The sequence below is a fragment of the Pseudomonas fluorescens genome (assembly GCF_001307155.1).
Lineage (GTDB): Bacteria > Pseudomonadota > Gammaproteobacteria > Pseudomonadales > Pseudomonadaceae > Aquipseudomonas > Aquipseudomonas helvetica.
This window is the reverse complement of the sequence record NZ_CP012830.1, coordinates 4,434,407-4,457,345: the sequence shown is the minus strand read 5'-3', so window position 1 is coordinate 4,457,345 and position 22,939 is coordinate 4,434,407. Positions and strand designations below refer to the sequence as shown.

General features: G+C 59.1%; 18 protein-coding genes and 1 tRNA gene. 7 read left to right on the top strand and 12 right to left on the bottom strand.

Translation table 11 applies throughout. From position 1 onward, the window contains the following. Positions 1 to 9: 9 nt before the first annotated feature. The gene (locus tag AO353_RS20270) at positions 10 to 546 is read right to left on the bottom strand and encodes a spore coat U domain-containing protein (protein ID WP_054596555.1); all 537 of its coding nucleotides are present in this window, start codon (positions 544 to 546) and stop codon (positions 10 to 12) included. Between the two features lie 106 nt (positions 547 to 652). Then, entirely contained in the window at positions 653 to 1,153 is a 501-nt protein-coding gene (locus AO353_RS20265) for a spore coat U domain-containing protein (protein ID WP_054596554.1), read from the bottom strand. Positions 1,154 to 1,479: 326 nt separating this feature from the next. On the opposite strand from AO353_RS20265, the gene AO353_RS20260 reads away from it, so the two are divergent. Further along, the gene (locus AO353_RS20260) at positions 1,480 to 2,805 is read left to right on the top strand and encodes a leucine-rich repeat-containing protein kinase family protein (protein WP_054598284.1); all 1,326 of its coding nucleotides are present in this window, start codon (positions 1,480 to 1,482) and stop codon (positions 2,803 to 2,805) included. Between the two features lie 136 nt (positions 2,806 to 2,941). On the opposite strand, the gene AO353_RS20255 is transcribed toward AO353_RS20260, so the two are convergent. Then, positions 2,942 to 3,646, bottom strand: coding sequence for a YebC/PmpR family DNA-binding transcriptional regulator (locus AO353_RS20255; RefSeq protein WP_054596553.1), 705 nt, complete (start codon positions 3,644 to 3,646; stop codon positions 2,942 to 2,944). A gap of 219 nt (positions 3,647 to 3,865) precedes the next feature. On the opposite strand from AO353_RS20255, the gene AO353_RS20250 reads away from it, so the two are divergent. After that, on the top strand, positions 3,866 to 5,659 hold the full coding sequence (locus AO353_RS20250) for a type VI secretion system Vgr family protein (RefSeq protein WP_081013774.1): 1,794 nt from the start codon (positions 3,866 to 3,868) through the stop codon (positions 5,657 to 5,659). A 49-nt stretch (positions 5,660 to 5,708) separates the two neighbouring features. Here AO353_RS20250 and AO353_RS20245 read toward each other — a convergent pair whose 3' ends face one another. Continuing rightward, entirely contained in the window at positions 5,709 to 6,575 is an 867-nt protein-coding gene (locus tag AO353_RS20245; RefSeq protein ID WP_054596552.1) for a LysR substrate-binding domain-containing protein, read from the bottom strand. A 111-nt stretch (positions 6,576 to 6,686) separates the two neighbouring features. On the opposite strand from AO353_RS20245, the gene AO353_RS20240 reads away from it, so the two are divergent. The 3 genes from AO353_RS20240 (at position 6,687) to AO353_RS20230 (ending at position 9,480) form a co-directional block, all read left to right on the top strand. Continuing rightward, positions 6,687 to 7,796, top strand: coding sequence for a 2-aminoethylphosphonate--pyruvate transaminase (locus AO353_RS20240; RefSeq protein WP_054596551.1), 1,110 nt, complete (start codon positions 6,687 to 6,689; stop codon positions 7,794 to 7,796). Between the two features lie 97 nt (positions 7,797 to 7,893). Further along, entirely contained in the window at positions 7,894 to 8,721 is an 828-nt protein-coding gene (gene phnX, locus AO353_RS20235; protein WP_054596550.1) for a phosphonoacetaldehyde hydrolase, read from the top strand. A 201-nt stretch (positions 8,722 to 8,922) separates the two neighbouring features. Then, positions 8,923 to 9,480, top strand: coding sequence for a cytochrome b (locus tag AO353_RS20230; RefSeq protein ID WP_054596549.1), 558 nt, complete (start codon positions 8,923 to 8,925; stop codon positions 9,478 to 9,480). Here AO353_RS20230 and AO353_RS20225 read toward each other — a convergent pair. Both AO353_RS20225 and AO353_RS20220 read right to left on the bottom strand, forming a co-directional pair. After that, complete coding sequence (locus AO353_RS20225) at positions 9,467 to 10,399, bottom strand: 1-aminocyclopropane-1-carboxylate deaminase/D-cysteine desulfhydrase (RefSeq protein ID WP_054596548.1); 933 nt, start codon at positions 10,397 to 10,399, stop codon at positions 9,467 to 9,469. The genes AO353_RS20230 and AO353_RS20225 overlap by 14 nt on opposite strands. 155 nt (positions 10,400 to 10,554) lie before the next feature. Then, the gene (locus AO353_RS20220; RefSeq protein ID WP_054596547.1) at positions 10,555 to 12,594 is read right to left on the bottom strand and encodes an FAD-dependent oxidoreductase; all 2,040 of its coding nucleotides are present in this window, start codon (positions 12,592 to 12,594) and stop codon (positions 10,555 to 10,557) included. Between the two features lie 210 nt (positions 12,595 to 12,804). Between AO353_RS20220 and AO353_RS20215 the strand changes: the two genes are divergently transcribed. Beyond that, positions 12,805 to 13,935, top strand: coding sequence for a carbon-nitrogen hydrolase family protein (locus AO353_RS20215; protein ID WP_054596546.1), 1,131 nt, complete (start codon positions 12,805 to 12,807; stop codon positions 13,933 to 13,935). 3 nt (positions 13,936 to 13,938) lie between these two features. Then, on the top strand, positions 13,939 to 14,979 hold the full coding sequence (locus tag AO353_RS20210; RefSeq protein ID WP_054596545.1) for an AraC family transcriptional regulator: 1,041 nt from the start codon (positions 13,939 to 13,941) through the stop codon (positions 14,977 to 14,979). A gap of 353 nt (positions 14,980 to 15,332) precedes the next feature. On the opposite strand, the gene AO353_RS20205 is transcribed toward AO353_RS20210, so the two are convergent. From AO353_RS20205 to clpX, 6 genes are all read right to left on the bottom strand, one after another. Next, positions 15,333 to 16,217 carry a DUF2242 domain-containing protein gene (locus AO353_RS20205; RefSeq protein ID WP_054596544.1) on the bottom strand — a complete coding sequence of 295 codons (885 nt, stop codon included), beginning with the start codon at positions 16,215 to 16,217 and terminating at the stop codon, positions 15,333 to 15,335. Positions 16,218 to 16,489: 272 nt separating this feature from the next. After that, positions 16,490 to 18,349, bottom strand: a complete 1,860-nt coding sequence (locus tag AO353_RS20200) for a SurA N-terminal domain-containing protein (protein ID WP_054596543.1) — start codon at positions 18,347 to 18,349, stop codon at positions 16,490 to 16,492. 101 nt (positions 18,350 to 18,450) lie between these two features. After that, a tRNA-Asp gene (locus AO353_RS20195) sits at positions 18,451 to 18,527 on the bottom strand. 53 nt (positions 18,528 to 18,580) lie between these two features. Next, complete coding sequence (locus AO353_RS20190; RefSeq protein ID WP_002552737.1) at positions 18,581 to 18,853, bottom strand: HU family DNA-binding protein; 273 nt, start codon at positions 18,851 to 18,853, stop codon at positions 18,581 to 18,583. A 147-nt stretch (positions 18,854 to 19,000) separates the two neighbouring features. Next, the gene (gene lon / locus AO353_RS20185) at positions 19,001 to 21,397 is read right to left on the bottom strand and encodes an endopeptidase La (RefSeq protein ID WP_054596542.1); all 2,397 of its coding nucleotides are present in this window, start codon (positions 21,395 to 21,397) and stop codon (positions 19,001 to 19,003) included. 198 nt (positions 21,398 to 21,595) lie between these two features. After that, the gene (gene clpX, locus AO353_RS20180) at positions 21,596 to 22,879 is read right to left on the bottom strand and encodes an ATP-dependent Clp protease ATP-binding subunit ClpX (protein ID WP_054596541.1); all 1,284 of its coding nucleotides are present in this window, start codon (positions 22,877 to 22,879) and stop codon (positions 21,596 to 21,598) included. Positions 22,880 to 22,939: the final 60 nt, after the last annotated feature.

Sequence of the window (22,939 nt, the reverse complement as noted above, 5' to 3'; positions counted from 1 at the left end):
TCTTGAGGGTTACCAATCCAGCCGTACCTTCAGGGTGTCGGTGTAGACCCCTGCCGGTACGGCTCCGGTATTCACGACCACTGAACCAAACACCGGAATCGGTACCTGGACGCCTCGGGCAACCGCGAAATTGCGTTGCTGCCCGATGCTGTAGCTGTCATTGCCAGCAGCATCGAGAAACAGTCGATAAGGAATGGTCTGGCGTCCGTTGCTCAGGCGTCGAGTGACGCCGTCACCATGAGCGCCGCCATCGATGGTCACGGTAAAACCGGTGACCGAAGGATTGCAGGAAACTTTCAGCTTGCTGCCGCCGGCATCGCCGAGCCCTGTCTTGAGCGGACGGGTCCAGGTTGGCCCTTGATCACCGAAGTCCAGCAGAGCAGCACCTGTAACCGGGTTGGTGAGGTCGATGACCCCCTTGGTCACTTCGCAGCCGGCAATGATCAGCAGGCGCACGTGGATTTGCCCGCTAACCGTTGCGCTAGCGTCATTCGCCAACAAGAGTAAAGCGCCCAGGGCAAACAGCGTCCGGTGTTGTTTATTCATTGCGTCGATCCTAATTCCATCAGGATTGAAACCAGTGACCCTTCGCCTGCGAAGGCCCTTCCCTGCACTGCCCGGTTTCCATCAGGCAGGTCATGCACAAACGTTGCTACCAGGTGACCGTGACCTTCACCAGGTCGGAATAACGGCTGACCCATGGCACTTCGGCCAGGCGTTCAATGCGCCCGTACAACGGCAAATTCACCGAACCTGAATCCGGCACGCGCCCGCTCAACGGCACATTCACCGGCAACGGCAGCCGCCGCGCGGCGTCCTGAAAGAGTCGGTAAGGAATGGGTTTGCCGTGTTCGGCACTGGCGGCCAGATAGCGCATCTCGCCGACGCCGCCATGCAGGCCACCGTCGACGCGTAATTGAAAAGGAGTGTCGGGATTGCATTCCAGCCGTGGCAGGCGTCCGCTGATCAACGCGGCGCTCAGGGGACCTGCCGGGTCGTCCAGGCGTGCGGTACTGCCGAAGTCCAGCACACCGAGTTGCTCGATGCCGGCGACGCGCTGCTGACCCACCAGCTGACAGCCACGCTGCACATTGACCCGCACCTCCACCTGGAGTTCTGCGGCCGATGCCGTCGCACTGAGCATCATGCTCATGACTACCACCACCCTGGATCCTTTCACGGCCTCAATCCTTTTGAGCGTGACTGATGTAGGGTCAGGTTAGCTACGTAGGGCAAATCCGCCAGTTAAACCGGGCATTCCCCCCTATCAATTCTGTCTGTGCATCGAAATCGCTGAAGCCACAGCATTATTCACTGGCAATAAGCTGTACAGACCGCATATTCCTGTCGAATAAACCATGATATTCATCAAGGCCAGCGCAGGAAAATTCACCGTCCAGTCAGATGGGTTTTGTCGTTATCATGGCGGCGTTTTTTGTGGGCGACTTGCCGTTCTCTTCTCATTGGTTGGATGTGTTCATGCATACCCTTGCACAACTGCGGGCCGGCGCGCTTGCAGGGCTCAAACGTCTGGATCTGTCGTGCGGCCTGACCGAGTTCCCCCGGGAAATCTTCGACCTGGCAGACACGCTGGAGGTGCTCAACCTCAGCGGCAATGCCTTGAGCAGCTTGCCGGATGACCTGCATCGCCTGACGCATCTGCGCGTGCTGTTTTGCTCGGACAATCAGTTCCGCGAGTTGCCGACCTGCCTCGGTCAATGCGCGCAACTGACGATGATCGGCTTCAAGGCCAATCGCCTTGAGCGAGTCCCGGCCGCCGCGCTGCCGCCGCTGCTGCGCTGGTTGATCCTGACCGACAACTGCATCAGCGAATTGCCAAGCGAATTGGGCGAACGGCCGCACCTGCAAAAATTGATGCTGGCCGGCAACCATCTGCAAAGCCTGCCTGCAAGCTTGAGCCAGTGCCATCAGCTGGAGCTGATCCGCATCGCCGCCAACCGCATGACCGAACTGCCGCAGTGGCTGCTGACATTGCCCGGGCTGGCCTGGTTGGCGTACGCCGGCAACCCGCTGGAAACCGAAGCCGATGCCGCCGCTCTCGAAGCCACGCCGAACATTCCCTGGTCGCAACTGAACCTGCAGCAACAATTGGGCGAAGGCGCTTCCGGGGTGATTCACCAGGCCGTGTGGGAGCAACCGTCGCAGCCTGAGCGCAAGGTCGCGGTGAAACTCTATAAGGGGCACATGACCAGCGACGGCTCACCGCTGCATGAAATGAATGCCTGCATCACCGCAGGTATTCATCCCAACCTGATCAAGGTCGAGGGGCGGATCGTCGGGCATCCGCAGGCTCAGGCCGGGCTGGTCATGCACTTGATCGAGCCGAGCTATCGCAACCTGGCGGCGTTACCGAGCCTGGCCTCCTGCAGCCGTGATGTGTACGCAGAGGACACCCGTTTCAGTGCAGCGGTGGCGCTGCGGATCGCCAGCGGCATTGCCTCGGCGGCTGCGCACCTTCATCAACAGGGCATCACCCACGGCGACCTGTACGGCCACAATACGTTGTGGAATGAGCACGGCGATTGCCTGTTGGGCGACTTTGGCGCCGCATCCTTCCATGCCACGTCTGACACGCTGGAGACGCGCGCGCTGCAACGCATCGAAGTGCGGGCCTTCGGGATTCTGTTGGGTGAGTTGCTGGAACGGATCGACTCAGGCTTGAGTGCTGAGCGCCGTGAACGCTTGATGGATTTGCAGAGCCGCTGCTGTCAGCCAGACGTGCTGGCGCGCCCGGGATTCAGCGAGATCGTGCAGGAGTTGGCTGCCTGTAACTCAAATCACTAACGGCACATTCAAAAACCCGTGGCGAGGGAGCTTGCTCCCGCTCGGCGGCGTAGCAGCCGTCGTTGTTGGGACGGCTTTGCCGTCCAGCGGGAGCAAGCTCCCTCGCCACAGGTCAGGTCAAAATCGACAGTGCGGTTTAACCTGCCAACCCGACAAACATGTCCTGCACGTCGTCATGGTTATCGAGGCCTTCGAGGAAAGCTTCGACTTCTTCCATTTGTGCATCGGTCAGACCGCTGACCGGGTTCTTCGGCTTGTAGCCGAGCTTCGCCGACAGCACCGTGAAACCCTGCTCAGGCAAGGCTTTCTGGACGGAGTCCAGATCGGTGGCTTCGGTGATGAACAGGGTCGCGCTGTCTTCGCCCGGCTCGAAATCCTGTGCACCGGCTTCGATAGCGGCCATTTCCGGATCGGCATCCGGGGTGTCCGGGGACGCCTCGATCATGCCCACGTGGTCAAAGTCCCAAGCCACGGAACCGGAAGCCCCCAGCTGGCCTTTACGGAACGCCACGCGGATTTCTGCCACGGTACGGTTGATGTTGTCAGTCACGCATTCAACGATCAGCGGCACCTGATGCGGGGCGAAGCCTTCGTAGGTCACGCGGTGGTACTGCACGGTTTCGCCGAGCTGGCCCGAGCCTTTCTTGATTGCACGCTCCAGGGTTTCACGCGGCATCGAGGCTTTTTTCGCCTGTTCGACCACCAGGCGCAAGTGCGCGTTGGTGCTGACATCCGCGCCGTTACGTGCAGCAATGGTGATTTCCTTCACCAGTTTGCCGAAGATCTTGCCCTTGGCGTTGGCTGCCGCTTCTTTGTGTTTAACCTTCCACTGTGCGCCCATTACTCACTCTCTTGATCTGTGGCGCCGAGACATCTATTGGCCGACGCTTTGTGCAAGTTTATACGGCAAAAAGTTGGCAATCGACCAAAAAGTGTTGTGAGTGATCGACATCTTCACAACCTGTTGTAGGGCTTTTCTGAAAAGCAGGTTTACGGTGACTATTGAGCGCCAGTGTTTCGTAACCTCTGTGCCCCGTACTTCATGGCAGAAGAGTGTTTGATGCACAACGACATGGAAAGTCCCTTCATCCTCACGCTCACCGAGCTCGCCTTGGGTTTTCAGGTCCGACAGTTCAGCGGCCGCGAAGCCCTCAACCAGGTCTATCGATTCGACATCGAAATGCGCAGCCCGCAGCCCGCAATGAATCTGGACCTACTGCTGCATCAACCGGCATTCCTCAGCCTGAGCCCCACCACCGGCATCCACGGCATCATCCACAGCGCCGGTTTGCAGTACTGCGGCGCGCAGCAGATCGGCTACAGCCTGAACCTCGCACCCCGTCTGCTTACACTTGAGCAACAGCACCGTCGAAGGGTATTCCAGCACCTGAGCGTGCCAGAAATCTTGCGCCAGTTGCTGGCCGAGCATCGACTGCCACCCGACAGCTACCGTTTCGAGTTACCAAACGGTGAATACCCGCCGCGCCCGTTTTGCATCCAGTACGACGAAACCGACCTGAACCTGCTGCAACGATTGTGTGAAGAGGAAGGCATCCACTATCACTTCGAACATCAACACGACCGGCACGTGTTGGTGTTCGCCGATGACAGCGACAGCTTTGCGCAGCGACCGGTCGAGAGTGCTTTTCACCCCACAGCACGGGATGCCGGACACCCGCGGATCAGCCGGCTCTTCCAATGCCATAGCCGGCCGACCACAGGGCCGCAAACCACCTTTGCGCAGCACGCCAACGCTGACCCCGCATCCACCGCACCTGACGCCTGCGCCAACCAGACCTACCTCGCCAGCCCGCACCCAACGGGTCGAATCGACCCGGTGCAAGCCCGTCGCAACCAGCTCGGTCGTCGCGAACTCGAACGTCTGCGCAGCCTGCATCGTCTGGTTCAGGGCCACAGTACACTGCCCGAACTGCTCAGCGGGCGGCTGCTGCAAGTCACCGGGCATCCGGTCCCGGCGTTCAACGATCAATGGTTATTAAGCGAAGTGCTGCACCAAGGCGAAACGCCTGGCGTGGACAAGGTGTTGTCCGAGGCAACGGGTTATCGCAATCAATTCAAGGCAATTCCCTGGTCAACCGCGTTCCGCCCGGCCCTCAAACATTCCCGCCCAAGTATCTGCGGTTACCAGACCGCTGAGGTCATCGGCCCGGCAGGAAAGCCGCCGCACCTCGACAAACACGGGCTTATCAACATCTGCCTGTGGCCTGACGCGCAATCCGACAGCCAAGGTTCCTCAGGCATCTGGTTGCCAATTGCCCATACGGGGACGGGACGTCCAACCTTGCCACTGGCCGGCAGCGAGGTACTCGTGAGTTTCCTCGACGGTGATCCTGATCGACCAGTGCTTTGCACGGGTTTCGCTGATGCACAAGCACGCGAACCGCAGCCGGTGGTGGCGGCTGAACCGAAGGCGCCGCCGACAGGCTGGAGCGGCGAGATCTACTTGTTCGAGCGCCCCCCCGCCACCACCGAACGCCTGGCCGACACCACGTGGTACATCGTGCGCATGCCGCGTCCCGGGCTCAAGGATCTGGGGAGCCTCAACCGTGACGATGTGCTGATGACCGGTAAAAGCCAGGCACTGGGCAACCTGTCGCTGACGATAGAACAGAAACAACGCCTGGCCAGCGAGTTCGCCCGTACTCCCGAACAACTCTGCCTGCTGTATCCGGGGCAATGCGTGGCGCTGGCCGATTATTTCCAGCAATACTGGAACAGCGAACAACGCCTGGGCTTCATCGAAAGCGCCAACCCCGCCAGCGCTCAGCGCCAACCGCGAGAAGCGCGTCTGCTGTTCGACTGGCTGGTGAACGGCCCGGACACTACGCCCTAGATCGCCGCCCCTGAGATGTTCACCCCCGCGTAGCAGCTGCCGAAGGCTGCTACGAGGTACCCCGTGCCAAGCCGAAAAACGCCTGTATCAAGCGCAAATCCCGGCGCCGTTCCATGCAACCGATCATGTGCCGGTTGACCAGTCCTTCGCCAATGATCGGCACCGCCCGCACACGCGGGTCGTGGCTGACTTCCACTGAAGACACCACGCCCACCCCCAACTCGGCCGCCACCGCCTCAGTCACCGCCTCCCGACTGTCCAGCTCCAGCAGCACCCGAGGATTGACCCCGACCTGGGCGCAAGCCTCATCGAACGTACGACGGGTGATCGAGCTCGGCTCGCGCAATACCATGATCACCTGATCCAGTTGCTTGAGCGCGATACCTTCGTGCAGCGCCGACCACGGGTGCCCCGCCGGCACCAGCGCACAGATCCGCGACTCGCTCAAGGCTTGCAGGTGCAAACCTTTGCGCGGCTCGACCTCGGTCAGCACCGCCACGTCGGCGTGCTCGGACAACAACGCCGCAAGGGTTTCCTGGGCATTGCCCAGCCGTAAATTCACGGTGATCCCCGGATACCGCGCACGCAGGCTGGCGAGCATCGGCATGACCAAGTGCGGACCGTCCGCTGCCACTTCCAGCCGACCGGTCAACAACTGCCGATTGGCCTCAAGCATCACTTGCGCCTCTTCGGCCAGGCCGAACATCGCCCGGGTGATGGCCGCCAGTCGGGTGCCCTCCTCCGTCAAATCAACCCGCCGAGCGGTGCGCCGCAGCAGGGTGACCTGATAGTGCTCCTCCAGCGCCTTGATATGCCCGGTGACCGCCGGCTGGCTGATGAACAAACGGGCAGCAGCCCGGGTGAAGCTGCCTTCGCGGGCCACGGCATCAAATGCGCGGAGTTGGAACAGGTTCATAGCTATCGGCCTGACTGATGACTGGCATAACAACAAACAATTTGATTGATGGAGCGGCAAATTGCAATTTATCTCCCGCAGCTTCATCCCACCGATTGCGAGAACACCCGAATGAGTACTGCCGAACCCATCCTGCTCACTCCCGGCCCATTGACCACCTCGCAGCGCACCCGTGAGGCGATGATGGTGGACTGGGGTTCATGGGATGAGCGCTTCAACCAATTGACCGCCAGCCTCTGCGAACAACTGCTGGCGATCATCAACGGTGCCGACAGCCACCACTGCGTGCCGTTGCAGGGCAGCGGCACCTTCGCCGTCGAAGCGGCCATCGGCACTCTGGTGCCCCGCGACGGCAAGGTGCTGGTGTTGATCAACGGCGCTTACGGCAAACGCCTGGCGAAAATCTGCGAAGTGCTCGGTCGTTCCTTCAGTACCTTCGAAACCGCTGAAGACCAACCGACCACCGCCACCGACGTCGACCGCCTGCTACACGCCGACAGCAGCATTACCCACGTGGCGCTGATCCACTGCGAAACCAGCACCGGGGTTCTTAACCCGCTACCGGAAATCGCCCACGTCATCGCCCAACACGGCAAACGTCTGATCATCGACGCCATGAGTTCTTTCGGTGCACTGCCGATTGACGCCCGGCAAGTACCGTTCGAAGCGCTGATCGCCGCCTCGGGTAAATGCCTGGAAGGCGTACCGGGGATGGGTTTCGTCTTCGCCAACAAGTCCGCCCTGGAGAATGCCGCCGGCAATTCCCCCTCGCTGGCGATGGACCTGTTCGACCAACACACCTACATGGCCAAGACCGGCCAATGGCGCTTCACCCCGCCGACCCACGTGGTCGCGGCGCTGCACGAAGCGTTGCTGCAATACAACGAAGAAGGCGGCCTACCGGCGCGGCATCAGCGTTATGCGAACAACTGTCAGGTGCTGCTCGATGAAATGGCCAAACTCGGCTTGTGCAGCTTCCTGCCAACCGCGATCCAGGCGCCGATCATCATCACCTTCCATGCGCCGAAAGACCCGCGCTACCAGTTCAAAGCCTTCTACGAACGCGTGAAGGCCAAGGGTTTCATCCTCTACCCGGGCAAGTTGACCCAGGTCGAAACCTTCCGCGTCGGCTGCATCGGCCACGTCAATCAGGCCGAGATGCGTGCGGCAGTGGCGGCGATCGGCGAGGTGCTGCGCGAAATGGAAGTCCTCGATACCTGACCTCCCCCCGCCCGTAGCAACTGCCGAGCCCGCGAGGCAGCTGCTACGGGCGAGTCATGGCTTTGCTTGCCATTCCCCCAATTACAGGATTTGAGACATGAACTACAACAACCCGACTCAGCTGCAAGCTGCCATCCTCGACTGGGCAGGCACCGTGGTCGACTTCGGCTCTTTCGCGCCGACCCGGATCTTCGTCGAAGCCTTTGCCGAATTCGACGTCCAGGTATCCATCGAAGAAGCCCGCGGGCCGATGGGCATGGGCAAGTGGGACCACATCCGCACGCTCTGCGATCAACCCGAAGTGGCCGAGCGTTATCGCCGGGTCTTCGGTCGTACGCCGACCGACGATGACGTAACCGCCATCTACAAACGCTTCATGCCGCTGCAAATCGAAAAAATCGCCGAGCACTCGGCGCTGATCCCGGGCGCCCTGGAGACCATCGCCAACCTGCGCCAGCAAGGGATCAAAATCGGCTCGTGCTCCGGTTATCCGAAGCAAGTCATGGACAAAGTTGTCGAACTGGCCGCCTCCAACGGCTATGTCGCCGACCACGTGGTTGCCACCGACGAAGTGCCGAATGGCCGCCCATGGCCGGCTCAGGCCCTAGCCAACGTGATCGCCCTGGGTATTGACGACGTCGCCGCCTGCGTAAAGATCGACGACACCGTGCCGGGTATTCTCGAAGGTCGCCGTGCCGGCATGTGGACTGTCGCGCTGATTTGCTCGGGTAACGCGCTAGGCCTGACCTACGACGGCTATCGCGCGCTGAACAGCGACAAACTGGCCAGCGAACGCAAGCGTATTCATGCCCTGTTCGAAAGTTCGCGTCCGCACTACATGATCGACACCATCACCGACCTGCCGGAAGTGATCGCCGACATCAATCAGCGCCTGGCCAACGGTGAGATGCCGCAAAGCAGCTGATTACCGCCTCAAGTGCCAAAAAAAGCGCCAGTCCCTGAACCGGGACTGGCGCTTTTTTCTAGCCAATAGGCTGTCGCAGAGCGCTCGATAAGGTACGAAGCCTGATCTGACTCAGGCAAATCCTCGCAAACAGGATTACAGTTAACCCACTCCGTCATACAAGAACGGGGGCTTCAGACCTGATAAGCGAGGAAAAACCGTATGCCCTGGAAGAATTCCGAATCACGCTACAGCACCGTATCAATCATGTTGCACTGGTTGATGCTGGTACTGTTGGCGCTGGTTTACGCCAGTATCGAACTGCGGGGGATGTTTCCCAGGGGCAGTGGCGGCCGAGCCCTGATCACGGAAACGCACTACATGCTCGGCCTGACCGTGTTCACACTGGTCTGGTTACGGCTGTTCGCCCGCAGCCTGGGACGCGCTCCGCAAATCTTCCCGGCATCGCCCCAGTGGCAAACCGTGCTTGCCCGGCTGATGCACTGGGCGTTGTATATATTCATGATCGCCACACCGATTCTCGGTTGGCTGGTCACCAGCGCCAACGGTCATCAGGTGATGTTCTACGGCATCGACCTGCCGTTGCTGATCAGCGAGGACAAACCGCTGGCCAAGCAGATCAAGGGCTGGCACGAACTGGCCGGCACCCTCGGCTATTGGCTGATCGGCCTGCATGCCGTGGCCGGGCTGTATCACCATTACGTGGTTCGCGATAACACCCTGCTGCGGATGATGCCCAAGCGCGTCAGCCCTGACTGAGTGACGCAAAACCCCGACGCCCCTGCAAGCCGCCGGTGTGCACGAAGATCAAGCGTGTGCCGGCGGCAAAAAATCCGGCATCAACCTGTTGCTTGAGTGCCCATAGCGCTTTACCGGTGTACAGCGGCTCCAACGGGATACCGCTGGCCCGCTCGCAGTGTTCGATAAACGCCAGCAACGGCGGGGCGACTTTGGCAAAACCGCCACAACTGCCGTCGAACAGCTCATATCCCCCGTCCGGCAAGCCGCATTCGCCGAGAATCGCCTCGACCTGCTGCGCCACGCCATGATCATCGGGCACCGCCAGCACGCCATACACCGGATGCCTCCCCGCCTCGGCCTGCACCAACCCGGCCAGCGTGGTGCCGGTTCCGCAGGCCAGCCACCAGCCGTCATGGTCATTCCAGCCCAACTGGTTCAACTGATTGCCGACCTGAGTCAGTAACTGCCCGCAACCACGCGCACCGAGCAGACCGCCCCCGCCTTCGGGGACCGGATGCAGGTGCGGGTATTGCGCTTGCCATGGCTGCCAGAAACCCGGCTCGTGGCGCGCACGATAACCACCGTAACCCAACCAGTGCAGTTGCATGCCAAAGGCCTGTAAATCCTCCACGGTCGGGGTGTCTTGCGGATGCCCGCGCAACAGGCCGACGGTAGGAAAGCCAAAACGTTTACCGGCTGCCGCCAACGCATGCAGATGATTGGACCAGGCACCACCCAGGCTGATCACACCCTCGGCACCGGCCTCGCGGGCCACCCTTAGATGCTCAATGAGCTTGAACCACTTGTTGCCGGAGATCAGCGGGTCGATCCGGTCCAGGCGCAGGATCGCCACCTCGATCCCGGCGCTGGTGAGCCAGTCGAGATGAAGACGTTCAAGCGGGGCATGGGGCAGCCAGTCGCTGGGAGGAGAAAGCATTGATGCCGGCTCTTTGGGAAAGAGCCGGCATCTTAGCAGCAGACAGAACGCCATCGCAGGCAAGCCTTGCTCCTACGGGTCATGTGTCGACACATAATCCGTAGGAGCAAGGCTTGCCCGCGATAGCCATTGGCACGCTTGACCTGCGTAGCTGATTACAACTCAGCTGCCAGGCGCGAACCCTGATTGATCGCACGCTTGGCATCCAGCTCCGCCGCTACATCCGCGCCACCGATCAAATGCACGTTCTGCCCGGCAGCTACCAGGCCGTCGTGCAATTCGCGCAACGGATCCTGCCCGGCGCAGATCACGATGTTGTCCACCGGCAGTACTTGCGGCTCACCGGTTTCACCGATGCGGATATGCAGGCCTTCGTCATCGATCTTCAGGTACTCGACGCTATTGAGCATCTGTACGTGCTTGTTCTTCAGCCCTGTACGGTGAATCCAGCCGGTGGTTTTGCCCAGACCGTCGCCAACCTTGGATTTCTTGCGCTGCAACAGGAACACCTGGCGTGCTGGCGCGTGAGGCTCGGCCTTGATCCCTGCGACACCGCCACGGGCCTCAAGGTGAGTATCGATGCCCCATTCTTTCCAGAACGCTTCACGGTCCTGGCTGGTGGCGACGCCTTGATGCACGAGGAATTCCGAGACGTCAAAACCGATACCGCCGGCGCCAATCACCGCAACGCTCTTGCCGACCGGCTTGCGTTCGAGGATCACGTCCAGATAGCTCAAGACCTTGGCATGCTCGACGCCCGGAATCGCCGGCACACGCGGCGCAATACCGGTGGCCAGAATCACCTCGTCATAACCGCCCTCCACCAGTTGCGCGACATCGACCCGCGTGTTCAGGCAGACCTCGACATTCGTGGTCTGCAACTTGCGCTTGAAATAGCGCAGGGTTTCGAAGAACTCTTCCTTGCCCGGCACACGCTTGGCGACGTTGAACTGGCCGCCAATTTCGCTGGCGGAATCGAACAGCGTCACTTGATGACCACGCTCGGCAGCCACGGTGGCCGCGGACAAACCCGCAGGGCCAGCGCCGACCACGGCAATTTTCTTGATCTGCTGCACCGGCAAGTAATTGAGCTCGGTTTCATGGCACGCCCGCGGGTTGACCAGACACGAGGTCAATTTGCCGCCGAAGGTGTGGTCCAGGCAGGCCTGGTTGCAACCGATGCAGGTATTGATTTCATCACTGCGACCGGCGGCGGCCTTGTTGACGAACTCCGGATCGGCGAGGAACGGCCGCGCCATCGACACCATGTCGGCATCGCCTTCGGCGAGGATCTGCTCGGCGACTTCCGGGGTGTTGATGCGGTTGGTGGTAATCAGCGGAATGCCCACCTCCCCACGCAACTTGGCCGTGACTTTGCTGAACGCGGCACGTGGAACCTTGGTGGCGATGGTCGGAATCCGCGCTTCGTGCCAGCCGATCCCGGTGTTGATAATGGTCGCACCTGCTTGCTCGATGGCCTTGGCCAACTGAACGATTTCTTCCCAGGTGCTGCCACCTTCCACCAGGTCGAGCATCGATAGTCGGAAGATGATGATGAAATTCGGGCCTACCGCCTCGCGAACGCGACGAACGATTTCCACCGGCAGGCGCATACGGTTTTCATAGCTGCCGCCCCAGCGATCGGTGCGGTGGTTGGTGTGGGCTGCGAGGAACTGGTTAATGAAATAACCTTCCGAGCCCATGATCTCGACACCGTCGTACTCGGCTTTTTGCGCCAGGGTCGAACAGGTGACGAAGTCGCTGATCTGCTTCTCGATGCCTTCCTCGTCCAGCTCTTTGGGCTTGAACGGGTTGATCGGTGCCTGGATCGCACTCGGCGCGACCTGTTTCGGGCTATAGGCATAACGCCCGGCGTGCAGAATCTGCATGCAAATCTTGCCACCCGCCTCGTGCACGGCACGGGTGACGACCTGGTGCTTGAGCGCCTCATCGAGCGTGGTCAGCTTGGCAGCGCCGGAGTACACCCCGCCCTCATCGTTCGGACCAATACCGCCGGTGACCATCAGGCCAACACCACCGCGAGCACGTTCGGCGAAGTACGCCGCCATGCGCTCGAACCCGCCAGGCTTCTCCTCAAGGCCGGTGTGCATCGAGCCCATCAGGGTGCGGTTGCGCAGCGTGGTAAAACCCAGGTCCAGCGGGGCCAGCAGGTGCGGGTAATGAGCGGCGGTCATCGGTAGCTCCACAACGAACAATCACGAAAATAGTGCGGGTGCTCTTTGGCACCCATCGGTTATGTGCCACAGACTAAGAGCAGGCCTGTCATCGCTCAATGACCGTAACTGACAACTTATTGATCCAAACGCGCAGCACCTCTTGGCATTCCTCGGCATGGGGCCTACCCTAGTCGGCGAATCCTGCACAAGGCCGCTGACTGTTTCCCCATGCGCAAACTTCTTTATCTGACCGTCACCATGGCATTTGTCGCCCTCATCGCCGCGTACGCGATGTGGACCGCCGATCGTCCGGTTGGCCATTACCTCTCGGACCTGCGCATCAACCTCGCCGTCAACCAGGGCGTTCCTGCCGATCGCGGCAACTTGCTGGGCATCCAGCCCGAATTGTTCCCCACCGATTATCAAAGCCCCGAACACCTGCACCGCAAGCTCGCGGCCTATCTGCAGCGGGCTCGCGAACAAGGCCTGCTGAACGAAAAAACCATCGTTGTGCTGCCGGAACACATCGGTACCTGGCTGATGGTCAGCGGCGAGAAAGACGAGCTGTATCAAGCCAGCACGCTGGACGAAGCCATGAATTGGCTGGCGGTGAGCAATCCCCTGAGCTTTTTGCGCGCGTTGATCAGCGCCAAGGGCGACAACCGCCTGGATGACGCGCACCTGCGCATGAAAGCCAAAAGCATGGCCAGGCAGTACCAGGCGCTGTTCGGTGGGCTGGCCAACGAGTTCGGCATCACCCTGGTGGCCGGCAGCATCGTGTTGCCCGAGCCCAGTGTCAGCGACGGCACACTGAAAATCGGCCGTGGTGCGTTGTACAACAGCAGCCTGGTGTTCGGTCGCGATGGCTTGCCGATCGGCCAACCGCAGCGCCAGCTGAACCCGACCTTCGATCAACGGGGCTATATCCAGCCGAGCACCGATCAAGTGATCAATGTCATCGACACCCCGGCCGGACGTCTTGGCGTATTGATCGGCAACGACAGCTGGTACCCGGACAACTATCGCAAACTCAATGATCAGGGCGCTCAGTTGATCGCCGTGCCGGCCTTTGTCATCGGCCGAAATGCCTGGGACAAACCCTGGCGCGGTGACAAAGGGCCATCGACCCCGAGCAAAATCGGCCTCGAACCCGGCGCGCTCAGCGAGGGCCAGGCCTGGCATCGCCTGACGTTGACCAGTCAGCACCCGGCCAGTCAGGCCAGCGCTGGTGTCAGCGCGTTCCTGCGTGGACAATTCTGGGATCAGGGCAGCGCCGGCCAGAGCTTTCTCAGCAGCAACGGCCAACACTTCGCCGACCGCGAGGCCCGCGGCGCACGTTTGCTCAATATCTGGTTGTAAGTGATGAAACCACAGCCGATGCGCCTCGGGGATCTGTCGGTCGGCTTCGTCCATAGCCTGGCTGACGCAGTGTCCAGCCACGGTCTGGACCCGCAGCCGCTGCTGGAACAATACGGGCTCGACTCGGCGCGGTTAGCCGAAGCCGGTGCGCGGCTGTCGATCCCGCGCTACATGCGCCTGGGCCACGCGGCCATTCAACTGACTGGCGACCCGGCGCTGGGTCTGCGTATGGGCCAACTGAGCCGCCTCAGCCAGGTCGGGCTGGCCGGCGTGACTGCCGCTCAGGCGCCAACCGTGCGCGAAGCGGCGCGTTGCCTGATTCGCTTCGAGGCCTTGTACGGCTCCAATTACCGCGGCCAGTCGAGTTTTCATGAAGATGCCCAGGGCGCATGGCTACGGTTCTATTCCATCAGCCCGTACAACGCCTATAACCGCTTTGTGGTGGATTCGATCATCGCCAGCTGGTTGCAGCAGTTATCCAGCGTGAGCCACCAGCCGCTGCACGCCGAACGCATCGATATCGAGTTCGCCGAGCCGGATTACCGCGAGCGCTACGCACTGCTGGGTGATTGTCCGATCCAGTTTGGTGCCGAGCACAACCAACTAAGGCTGAGTCAGGCCAGCCTCGCACTGCGCAACCCCGAGCACTGCCCGAGTACCTGGCGTCTACTGCTCAAGCTGTGTGAACGGGAACTGGAGCAATTGACCCGCACCCGCAGCCTGCGTGAACGCATCACTCAGTTGCTGGGGCCGTTGCTCAATGGAGGTCGCGAACCCGACCTGGAAGAAGTGGCGGCACGCCTGAAGCTGCCGACCTGGACCTTGCGTCGCAAGCTCGCCGAAGAGGGTACGCAGTTTCGCGCGATTCTCAACGACACTCGCCGCGATCTGGCCATGACCTACATCCGCGACACGGAACTGGCCTTTGGCGAAATCGCCTACCTGCTGGGGTTTGCCTCGGCCGAAGCCTTTCAGCGCGCCTTCAAACGCTGGAGCAACCAGACACCTGGCGAGTTCCGTCGCAGTCACAGGCAATCAGCCTGACGGCTAGCCTGCAGCTGCTTTGTTACAACTCGGTGGCGTCTTCGGCAGGCTCCAGAGGGTCCAGTTCAAACGCCTGGTATTCAAGCAGCTCTTCTTGATAATCGTCCATAGGGATGTCCTTTTGAGTCGAGTTAAACCGTTATACCAATGACCTTCGCCCTCAGCATAAAGTGCCCGTATGAAAGAAAAATGACGCGGGCACAGCGGTACGTTCCTGCTAGTAAAACGTAGCAGGCACTCAAGAATTTATCACGGTGGACTTTGAATAAAAGCTGAAGAAAATCAGCCTCTGGTGGTGCAGATGACTCTGAACAAACGCTACGGGGGTTGCCCCCGCAGCGCTCGCCTTCAGATTACTTGCCGGACGATGGCAGTGCCGGAATCGGCTCGGTCGGCGGCGGCAACGAACTCGGATTCGCCGGTGGCGTAATGACTTCAGGTGCCGGTGTAGGCTCAGCATGGCTCGCAGGTGCAATCGACGACGCAGGCGCTGACGCCACAGGCACCGATGCGGCAGATACCGGATCTATCGGCGCACTCACCGCGGGTGCTGGCGCGACCGTCACAGGCTCGGCCGCCGCGGGTACGACAGGTGCTGGAGCTGGAGCTGGCTCAGGCGTCGCTGCGGGCGCTGGGGCTGGCGTTGCGGGGGCTGCCGCTGGCTCAGGCACACCCAGATCGGCCTTTGGCTTCTCGACGATATGCGCCTCTTTCTTCACCTCAGGCGGCAGGAACAGCTCGACCAGGGTGAAAAACCGCTCGTAGAACTTCCCGGAGGACACGGTTTCACTGGCGACCTTGACCATCGAATCATCGGAAGAACCAATCGGCATCGACACCGAGCCCAACACACCGACGCCGAGGCTGGCGGAGTTGTTAGTTTTCTTCAGCGCGTAACGGTCCTGCAAGGCATTGGCGAACATCGTCGCGTGATGCTTGCTGTCTTCGGCGCAGACCACGTTAAAGCTGATCTCCATATGCGTGTCGCCGGTCTGCTGAAAGCTCTTGTGACCGCTGACCAGTTTCGGATCAGTGCTGGTGATGATGTAGCCCTGGCTCAACAACGCCCGACGAGCGGCCTCGCAGGAAGCAACATCGGTAACCGGGTATTTGCGCGAAAACGTCCCGGAATCATCGAAATTTTCATGCTCATAGATGGCCTGGTCCTTGGTACAACCGGCTGCTGCAGCCAGTACCAACGCCAGCCCGGCGGCACGCACATGGAATGATTTGAACATTGAACATCCTGAAGAAAACGATCCGGGGCCTATTGTGCAACAGATCACCCCGTAACGGCGCATGGATTAGTGTCTTGTAAACGATACAAGTTTACTGACCTTCGTTTACCGGAAAAAGTCGCTGGCACAAATGATCGATGAACACCCGTAATTTGGCCGCTGCGCGCTGACCGGGTGGCCAAAGAATTCAGTCGACCGTCGAACCGCACAAAACAAAAGACCCCGGCCTTTCGGCCAGGGTCTTTGTTTACCACTAACGGGTCAGTCAGGCATCAGTAACGCTTGATGTCCGCCTGGCTCTCCAGTTGCTTGCGATAGGCCGCGAAGTCTTGCTGGCCAACGCGCGACGCGAGGAAGCGACGATACTGAGCCTTCTCTTCTTCAGAAGGCGCTGCGGCTTCGCTCACACCGTTCAGACGCACGATCACCAGACTACCGTCAGTCAGGGTCACGCTGCTGAAAGTCGGCTTGTCCTTGGCTGCAGGCTTCGGCATGCGGAACAACGCTTGCAGCACGGTTGGATCAACACCTTCCTGAGCACGAGTTGCCGCATTGGTGACTTTCCAGCCCTGGCTGGCGAGCGGCGTCTTGCCATCACGCAGGCTGGCAATCAGCTCATCAGCCTTGGTCTTGGCAGCAGCACTGGCGTGCTCCTTGGTCAATTGCACGCGAATGCTCGCAGCAACGCTTTCCAGTGGCAGCTGTTCAGGCTTGCGATGCTCTTTGGCACGCAGCACCACAACCGTTTCCGGATCCAGCTCGATGCCGGTGCTGTTGGCACCTTCATCCAGAACTTCCGGGCTGAACGCAGCAGTGACCACGGCACGGTTGGCCGCGATACCTTCGCCACCTTCACGGCCAAACGGTGCGGACGTGTGGACGGTCAGTTTCAGGTCCGCAGCTGGTTGAGCCAGGTCGGAAGCTTCGAACGCGGCATCTTCCAACTGTTTGGTCGCATCCACAAAACGCTGCTCGACCTGTTGGGTTTTCAGTTCCTTGGTCAGCTTGTCTTTCAGGCTGGCGAAGCTTGGCACTTGCGGTGCTTCAACGCCCAACAGCTTGATCAAGTGGAAACCGAATTCAGTGCGCACCGGCGCCGACACCTGGTCTTTGCCCAGCGCATACAGCGCTTTCTCAAAGGTCGGGTCGTAAACGCCCGGGCCAGCGTAACCGAGGTCACCGCCGTTGGCAGCCGAACCTGGATCCTGCGAGAACTCCTTGGCCAGGGCCTCGAAGCTTTCGCCTTTGGCCAGACGCGCCTGAATCTCTTCGATCTTCGCCTTGGCTTGCGCCTCGTTCACCTTGTCATTCACTTCGATCAGAATGTGCGCAGCCCGGCGTTGTTCGGCCAGGTTCGCGGTTTCTTTCTGATACAGCGCTTGCAGGTCTTCGTCCTTGACGGCGACCTGATCAAAGAAGGAAGCCTTCTTCAACTCGAGGTAATCGATGACCACCTGATCAGGTGTCATGAACTCTTTGGCGTGTTCGTCGTAGTAAGCCTTGACCTCTTCATCAGTCAGCTTCACCGCCGCTGGATCTGCCTTGACGTTCAGGGTCGCGAAATCGCGGGTCTGTTTTTCCAGACGAGCGAAAGCCTGCACCTGTGCATCGGTGACGAAACCGCTACCTGCCAGGCCGGCGCGCAACTGGCCGATCAGCATTTCCTGAGCCAGCATCTGGCGGAACTGCATACGGCTGTAGCCCAGTTGACGGATCACCTGGTCGAAACGCTCAGGACTGAACTTGCCGTCGACCTGGAATTCAGGCGTTTGCAGGATCACTTGGTCCAGTGCAGCTTCGGAGAAAGCGAATTTCGATTTTTCTGCGCCTTGCAGCAACAGTTTGCGGTCGATCAGCCCTTTCAAAGCAGCATCGCGCAGCATTTTTTCATCAAGCAAGGATGCATCGAAATCCTTGCCCAGCTGTTGCATGAGTTGACGGCGTTGCATATCAACCGCCTGACTCAGCTCGTTCTGGCTGATTTCTTCACCATTCACCTTGGCCGCATCATTACGGTGGGTAGTGGCCTTGAAGATGGCGTCGAAACCGGTCAAAGCCATCAGTGCAACGATGACCCCGATAATGGTCTTGGCAATCCAGCCTTGTGAATTGTCCCTGATATTCTGCAGCATGCGTCCCCCAGAAACGGTTGAACTTCAAATTAGGCAACCGTGGAGCGTGGGTAGAATCCGGATAGAAGAAAGGCGCATCCGAGGATGCGCCTTCTCGTAACTGGCGGAGCGGACGGGACTCGAACCCGCGACCCCCGGCGTGACAGGCCGGTATTCTAACCGACTGAACTACCGCTCCGCTGCCAAGTCAGGGATGACCCCGACCCGGATAGGCAAAAAACCGAGTGAGGCTTAGTTAACAGCTTCTTTCAGTGCTTTACCGGCTTTGAAACCTGGTTTTTTGGCTGCTGCGATTTCCAGCGTCTTACCGGTCTGTGGGTTACGACCAATGCGAGCTGGACGATCAGTCACGGAGAAAGTACCGAAACCAACCAGAACAACAGAGTCGCCAGCCTTGAGAGCGCCAGTGACGGATTCGATTACAGCGTCCAGCGCGCGGCCAGCAGCAGCTTTCGGGATATCAGCGGATGCAGCGATAGCATCAATCAGTTCCGACTTGTTCACTCTAAGTCCCCTTATATCTATTTGAGATGATTCTAAGTTTTTTGGTGAAAGCAAAAACGAGTGCTGAATGGCCTACAGACACTTAAGAGCCGCTTTATAACAAGGGCTCTAAAAAGCTGTCAAGAAAGCCCCCCAGGCTAATACGTACTAGTGCGTGCTAATTCTTTCCTTAGAGTCAGACTCGCGTTTCTCATCCTTTGCAACTATCTCGGGAGCCACATCCGGCAAGGGCTCCGGCGCGTATTGCAGCGCAATTTGCAGGACCTCGTCAATCCATTTAACCGGTTTGATCTGAAGATCTTGCTTGATATTGTCAGGAATTTCCTTCAAATCGCGAACATTCTCTTCAGGAATGATCACTGTCTTGATCCCGCCACGGTGTGCCGCCAGCAGTTTTTCCTTAAGTCCACCGATCGCCAGAACCTGGCCGCGCAAGGTAATTTCGCCGGTCATGGCAACATCAGCGCGTACAGGAATCCCGGTCAATGCCGACACCAGTGCCGTACACATGCCTACACCCGCACTAGGACCGTCTTTGGGCGTCGCCCCTTCCGGCATGTGGATGTGGGTGTCGCGCTTCTCATGGAAGTCCAGCGGGATCCCCAGGCTTTTCGCGCGGCTGCGAACGACCGTCAACGCAGCAGTGATCGATTCGACCATCACATCGCCCAGCGAACCGGTCTTGATCAGTTGCCCTTTACCCGGCACCACTGCAGCTTCGATGGTCAGCAACTCGCCGCCCACCTGAGTCCAGGCCAGGCCAGTCACCTGCCCCACCTGATCCTGCTGCTCGGCCAGGCCGTAGCGGAATTTGCGCACGCCAAGGAAGTGCTCCAGCATCTCGGCCGTGACTTTTACCGAGAAGCGTTTTTCCATCGCATGCTCTTTGACCGTCTTGCGGCAAACCTTGGCAATCTGGCGCTCGAGCCCACGCACACCGGCTTCACGGGTGTAGTAACGAATGATGTCGCGGATCGCCTCGGTGTCGAATTCCAGCTCGCCTTTTTTCAGGCCATTCGCCTGAATTTGCTTGGGCGAAAGGTATTTGACAGCGATGTTGATCTTCTCGTCTTCGGTGTAGCCCGGCAGACGAATCACTTCCATCCGGTCGAGCAGCGCCGGCGGAATGTTCATCGAGTTCGAGGTGCAAAGGAACATCACATCGGACAGGTCGTAGTCGACTTCCAGATAGTGATCGTTGAAATTGTGGTTTTGCTCGGGATCGAGCACTTCCAGCAAAGCCGATGCCGGATCGCCACGCATGTCGCTGCCCATCTTGTCGATTTCATCGAGCAGGAATAGCGGGTTGCGCACGCCCACCTTTGTCATCTTTTGTATCAATCTTCCTGGCATCGAACCGATATAAGTCCGGCGATGACCACGAATTTCCGCCTCATCGCGCACGCCGCCGAGGGCCATGCGTACAAATTTGCGGTTTGTCGCGTGAGCAATCGACTCCGCCAGAGAGGTTTTACCCACCCCAGGAGGACCGACCAGGCACAACACCGGACCGCGGATTTTCTTCACGCGTTTTTGTACGGCGAGGTATTCGAGAATCCGCTCTTTGACTTCTTCCAGACCATAATGGTCGGCATCAAGAATGTCTTCTGCACGCGCAAGATCCAGACGAACCTTGCTTTGTGCCTTCCACGGCACCTGAACCAGCCAGTCAAGGTAGGAACGCACCACGGTCGCTTCAGCAGACATCGGTGACATTTGCTTGAGCTTGTTCAGCTCAGCCTGGGCCTTGATCAGCGCGTCTTTTGGCAAGCCTGCGGCATCGATGCGCTTTTTCAGCTCTTCGACTTCGTTATGGCCTTCTTCGCTATCGCCGAGTTCTTTCTGAATGGCCTTCATCTGCTCATTCAGGTAGTACTCGCGCTGGCTGCGCTCCATTTGCTTTTTGACGCGGCCACGAATGCGTTTTTCGACTTGCAGCAAATCGATCTCGGCGTCCAGCAATGCCAGAACGTGCTCGACCCGGGCCGACAAATCGATAATCTCGAGGATTTCCTGCTTCTGCTCGATCTTCAGCGCCATGTGCGCGGCCATGGTATCGACCAGGCGGCTTGGCTCATCGATGCTATTGAGCGATGACAGGACTTCAGCCGGAACCTTCTTGCCCAGTTGAACGTACTGTTCAAATTGAGACAGCAAGCTGCGAACAAACACTTCCGATTCGCGCTCGGGAGCGTCGACTTCGTCAATCAGCGAAACCTCGGCACGGCAATGGCCGTCGACTTCGCTGAAACGCTCGACCGCGCCACGCTGCTCGCCCTCAACCAGCACTTTGACCGTGCCGTCAGGCAGCTTGAGCAGCTGCAGAACCGTTGCGATCGTACCGACACGATAAAGTGCGTCTTCACCGGGATCGTCGTCGGCAGGGTTTCTCTGGGCCAGCAGAAGGATCTGCTTGTCGCCCGTCATCGCCGCCTCGAGGGCTTCGATAGATTTCTCGCGCCCCACAAACAGCGGGATAACCATGTGCGGATAAACCACAACATCACGCAATGGCAGGAGAGGCAATTCGATGGTTGTCTTCATGATTTCGCCTCTACGGCGGCCATAAGGCCGGAAACAGATGGAAGTAAGCTTGAAACCAAGATGGGGGCTGCTTTCGAAAAAAACAAGCTGATTAAAAGACCGCGGTAAAGATCGTCCAAACGCGGCCCAAACCTTCGGCAGCTCCTGCAAAAGCAAAGGGGCCCGAAGGCCCCTTCTTTTAATCCGGCAGTGCGACGCTTACGCGTCTGGCGCCGCCTTGGCAGCCGGCTCACTGTTTTCGTAGATATACAGTGGCTTGGACTTGCCTTCTATAACGCTTTCATCGATCACTACTTTACTCACCTCGGATTGCGAGGGGATTTCATACATAGTGTCGAGCAGCACACCTTCGAGAATCGAACGCAATCCACGAGCACCGGTTTTGCGTTCCAGTGCGCGCTTGGCGACCGATTTCAGTGCATCGGCCCGGAATTCCAGGTCTACGCCTTCCATCTCGAACAGCTTGGCATACTGTTTGGTCAGAGCATTTTTCGGCTCGGTGAGGATCTGCATCAGCGCAGCCTCGTCGAGCTCGTCCAGCGTTGCAAGAACCGGCAGACGACCGACGAATTCCGGGATCAGACCGAACTTGACCAGATCGTCAGGTTCGACTTCACGCAGGGACTCACCCACCTTCTTGCCTTCTTCCTTGCTGCGAACTTCTGCATTGAAACCAATGCCGCCACGGGTGGAACGGTTTTGAATAACCTTTTCCAGACCGGAGAACGCACCGCCGCAGATGAACAGGATGTTACGGGTGTCGACCTGAAGGAATTCCTGCTGCGGGTGCTTGCGACCACCTTGAGGCGGAACGGAAGCGACCGTACCTTCGATCAGCTTGAGCAGGGCCTGCTGCACGCCTTCACCGGAAACGTCCCGGGTGATGGACGGGTTGTCGGACTTGCGCGAAATCTTGTCGATTTCATCGATGTAGACAATGCCCATTTGAGCTTTTTCTACGTCGTAATCGCACTTCTGCAACAGTTTCTGAATGATGTTTTCAACGTCTTCACCCACGTAACCCGCCTCGGTGAGGGTGGTTGCGTCAGCGATAGTGAAAGGCACATTCAGCAAACGGGCCAGTGTTTCAGCAAGCAGGGTTTTACCCGAGCCTGTAGGGCCGATCAGCAAGATGTTGCTTTTGCCGAGTTCGACATCGTCATTCTTTTTGTCACGCTGGTTGAGGCGCTTGTAGTGGTTGTACACCGCTACGGCCAAAACCTTTTTCGCACGTTCCTGACCAATCACGTACTGATCAAGGATGCCGCTGATTTCTTTAGGCGAAGGCAATTTATGCGCGCTGCTTTCGGCCTGTGCTTCCTGCACCTCCTCGCGGATGATGTCGTTGCACAGGTCGACGCACTCGTCGCAGATAAAGACCGAGGGGCCGGCAATCAATTTGCGCACTTCATGCTGGCTTTTGCCACAGAAGGAGCAATAGAGCAGCTTGCCGTTGTCCTCGCCGTTGCGGGTGTCAGTCATTCGATCGATCCAAATCCGATAGGCTTGCAACACAAGATGAAGGCAATTGCGGGCTTTTTC

Coding starts and splice junctions, on each gene's coding strand:
- AO353_RS20205 (WP_054596544.1), bottom strand. CDS start 16,217: ATGTTCAAATCATTCCATGTGCGTGCCGCCGGGCTGGCGTTGGTACTG.
- AO353_RS20225 (WP_054596548.1), bottom strand. CDS start 10,399: ATGCTTTCTCCTCCCAGCGACTGGCTGCCCCATGCCCCGCTTGAACGT.
- AO353_RS20250 (WP_081013774.1), top strand. CDS start 3,866: ATGCACAACGACATGGAAAGTCCCTTCATCCTCACGCTCACCGAGCTC.
- AO353_RS20245 (WP_054596552.1), bottom strand. CDS start 6,575: ATGAACCTGTTCCAACTCCGCGCATTTGATGCCGTGGCCCGCGAAGGC.
- AO353_RS20260 (WP_054598284.1), top strand. CDS start 1,480: ATGCATACCCTTGCACAACTGCGGGCCGGCGCGCTTGCAGGGCTCAAA.
- AO353_RS20270 (WP_054596555.1), bottom strand. CDS start 546: ATGAATAAACAACACCGGACGCTGTTTGCCCTGGGCGCTTTACTCTTG.
- AO353_RS20255 (WP_054596553.1), bottom strand. CDS start 3,646: ATGGGCGCACAGTGGAAGGTTAAACACAAAGAAGCGGCAGCCAACGCC.
- AO353_RS20265 (WP_054596554.1), bottom strand. CDS start 1,153: ATGAGCATGATGCTCAGTGCGACGGCATCGGCCGCAGAACTCCAGGTG.
- AO353_RS20210 (WP_054596545.1), top strand. CDS start 13,939: ATGAAACCACAGCCGATGCGCCTCGGGGATCTGTCGGTCGGCTTCGTC.
- AO353_RS20215 (WP_054596546.1), top strand. CDS start 12,805: ATGCGCAAACTTCTTTATCTGACCGTCACCATGGCATTTGTCGCCCTC.
- AO353_RS20200 (WP_054596543.1), bottom strand. CDS start 18,349: ATGCTGCAGAATATCAGGGACAATTCACAAGGCTGGATTGCCAAGACC.
- clpX (WP_054596541.1), bottom strand. CDS start 22,879: ATGACTGACACCCGCAACGGCGAGGACAACGGCAAGCTGCTCTATTGC.
- AO353_RS20240 (WP_054596551.1), top strand. CDS start 6,687: ATGAGTACTGCCGAACCCATCCTGCTCACTCCCGGCCCATTGACCACC.
- phnX (WP_054596550.1), top strand. CDS start 7,894: ATGAACTACAACAACCCGACTCAGCTGCAAGCTGCCATCCTCGACTGG.
- lon (WP_054596542.1), bottom strand. CDS start 21,397: ATGAAGACAACCATCGAATTGCCTCTCCTGCCATTGCGTGATGTTGTG.
- AO353_RS20220 (WP_054596547.1), bottom strand. CDS start 12,594: ATGACCGCCGCTCATTACCCGCACCTGCTGGCCCCGCTGGACCTGGGT.
- AO353_RS20230 (WP_054596549.1), top strand. CDS start 8,923: ATGCCCTGGAAGAATTCCGAATCACGCTACAGCACCGTATCAATCATG.